A 2,608-nucleotide genomic window follows, 5' to 3' on the forward strand; every position below is an offset into this window, starting at 1 on the left:
AAAACATAGCCTTATTTTAACTTTAATTAACATAATTTTATAATAAAGGTTTTATTTCACACTATAAATTAGCAAAAATCTTAAGTATCGTATCAATAACGTAATATAGTCATATAATATTATAAATCAATATATAGTAGTGATAAAATGAGATACCTTCTAAATGTTAAACAATGTGAATTTTTAGGTAAAGGACATGAAGGAAAGGTTTATTTAACTCCCGAAGGATTTGCTTTAAAAATATTCTATAATAAAAAGAAGGCAGAAAAAGAAGTAGAAATTCTTGAAAAAACAAAAAAGAGTAGATTTTTTCCTAATGTACTGTTTATGGCTGAAAATATGGTGTTACGAGAATTCATAGAAGGTGATAATCTTTATGAGTTTTTATGTAAAAATGGATTAACCTATTCTTTATCTGTAGAGATTATAGATTTAATTGAAGATTTTAAAGTCTTAGATTTCAAAAGATTAAATATTAGAAATGCACATATATTTGTAGATAAAAACAGTAAAATTAAAGTCATAGACCCTCGAAATCCTTATAGTAAATTTACGCCCTATCCTAAGGACATTATAAAAACTTTAGTAAAATTAAACTTATTTGATAATTTTTTAAAGAACCTTTTAGATTATAAACCTGATCTTCTTAGTTATTGGATTCACGGTTATGATTATTTTACTCTTATGTCTGAGAAGAAATTACATTGTAGATGCTACGCATGTTAAAAACAAATAAAAATACAAGAACGTACATATGTATTTCTTGTATTTTTATTCTAATTTATTATATTAAAATCTTATCTAAAAAGACTATTTGCTTTTCTCTTAAATTTAAAATATTATCCATAATAAATGAAATACTAATTAACACTATTGCTGTTTTTATAAAATAATTTAGAAGCATATACAAAGTTAAAATCTCCATTAAAATTAGTGAAAGCTTAGATTTAGTTAACGTATAAATCATTCTGTTTATATACTTGTAACTATCTTGTAACAAAAAGTATATAACTATATATTTTATTGAATTTAATATTATATTTAAATGCACAAATTTACTTATTTCTATATTTAAATATAATATATACATACTTGACAAATATACTATTCCAATGTTTATGATTTTCTTAGAACAACAAATTACTATTCCGTATTTCTTAAAATTTCTTATAACTAAAAATTTTTTATTTGACACAGAACTTAGTAGATTTAATTTTTTTCCTAAAAATAACGATGCAATGTATGTTATAAATGTAGTTCCTATTGGAAGTGATATTATTAAAATGTAATATAAAACATTTTTTAATGTTTTATTTAAAAATAATAATTTATCTACATAAATTTGAGATTCTTTAAGTAGACTATATCCTAATATCTTAGAAAAGTTTATATCAACCATCACCATAACAACACATGACAGTATTGAACAATAAAATAAATCATCTAAAATTGTCTCTTGCTTTTCAACAAATATTCCACATATAAATCCTAATACCATACTTTGACTTATACAAATTCCTGAAACCACATCTCCTATAGCTAATGTTATTATAAAAATTGAAGATACACTAGATAATAAGGCGTATTTTAAACCACACCTTAAATATATAAGCATAGTAATTATTGGAACTATAAAATCTAAATATCCTAAATATCCTATTCCTGTACCAATTGCTATAATACTTATTACTACAAATACAGCTGTAAGAACTCCTGCTTCCGTCATTTTCTTTGTTTCCAATTTATTCACCTTATTCATTTAATCTAATATTGTTAGTTACTATTATATATCAACTAAACATAAATATTAAAGTAAATTTATATTCTAATTACTTTACTTAGTATAATGTATATTCATATAGTTTTCAAAATGATAGTTTTCTTAAATACCATAAGTAAAATAAATATTTCGTTTATAGAAAATATATATCTGAAAATTCTATATTGCATTTTTCTATATTACTATCTAAATTTTTTTTATTATTAACATTATCATCTGTTAATCTCACTGGAATTGAAAAGATAAACTCTGTTCCTTTAAGTGGATTATTCTTAGCAATTATCTTTCCACCATGCATTTCTACCAAAGATTTCACAAGAGATAAACCTATTCCTGTCCCCTCACATCTCCTATTAAGTATATTATCTGAATATTTAAATCTTTGAAAAATATTGTTTATATCTTTACTAGCTATACCTATGCCATTATCTTTTATACTAATGAGTATATTTTTTCTATCTTTACTGTATTTTATTCTTATTTCTATAATTCCATCATCATTTGTATATTTTATAGCATTAGAAAGTAAATTTAACATTACAGTTTCAATTTTATTTTTATCCAAAGCCGTTATTATTTCCTCTTCACTTGTGTCAAAAATTATATTTCTAGTATTTTCTTTTATATATTCTCTTACTGACATTACTATGTCTTCAATTATTTCAACTGCATTACAATTTTGTAGTTGAAAATTACAATGACCAGAATCTATTTTAGTTATATCTATTAGATTATTTATAAGTCTTAACAGCCTATAAGAATTTCTCTTAATTCCATCTATGTACTTAATTAAATCTATTTCAGCATTTTTGAAATTATTATTTTTAT

General features: G+C 22.3%; 3 protein-coding genes. 1 reads left to right on the forward strand and 2 read right to left on the reverse strand.

Annotated features, from left to right (window positions below; translation table 11 throughout):
• The first annotated feature begins 147 nt into the window (after positions 1-147).
• A complete protein-coding gene (locus tag NG918_RS00180; protein WP_252212229.1) occupies positions 148-726 on the forward strand; it encodes a serine/threonine protein kinase in 579 nt (192 codons plus the stop codon).
• 58 nt (positions 727-784) lie between these two features.
• On the opposite strand, the gene NG918_RS00185 is transcribed toward NG918_RS00180, so the two are convergent.
• Complete coding sequence (locus NG918_RS00185; RefSeq protein ID WP_252223856.1) at positions 785-1,741, reverse strand: DUF2232 domain-containing protein; 957 nt, start codon at positions 1,739-1,741, stop codon at positions 785-787.
• Positions 1,742-1,913: 172 nt separating this feature from the next.
• The coding region (locus tag NG918_RS00190) for a sensor histidine kinase (protein ID WP_252223859.1) at positions 1,914-2,608 on the reverse strand (695 nt) is incomplete at its 5' end.

It is taken from the genome of Clostridium sp. ZBS2 (genome assembly GCF_023845855.1).
In the GTDB taxonomy this organism is placed as follows: Bacteria; Bacillota; Clostridia; order Clostridiales; family Clostridiaceae; genus Clostridium; species Clostridium aquiflavi.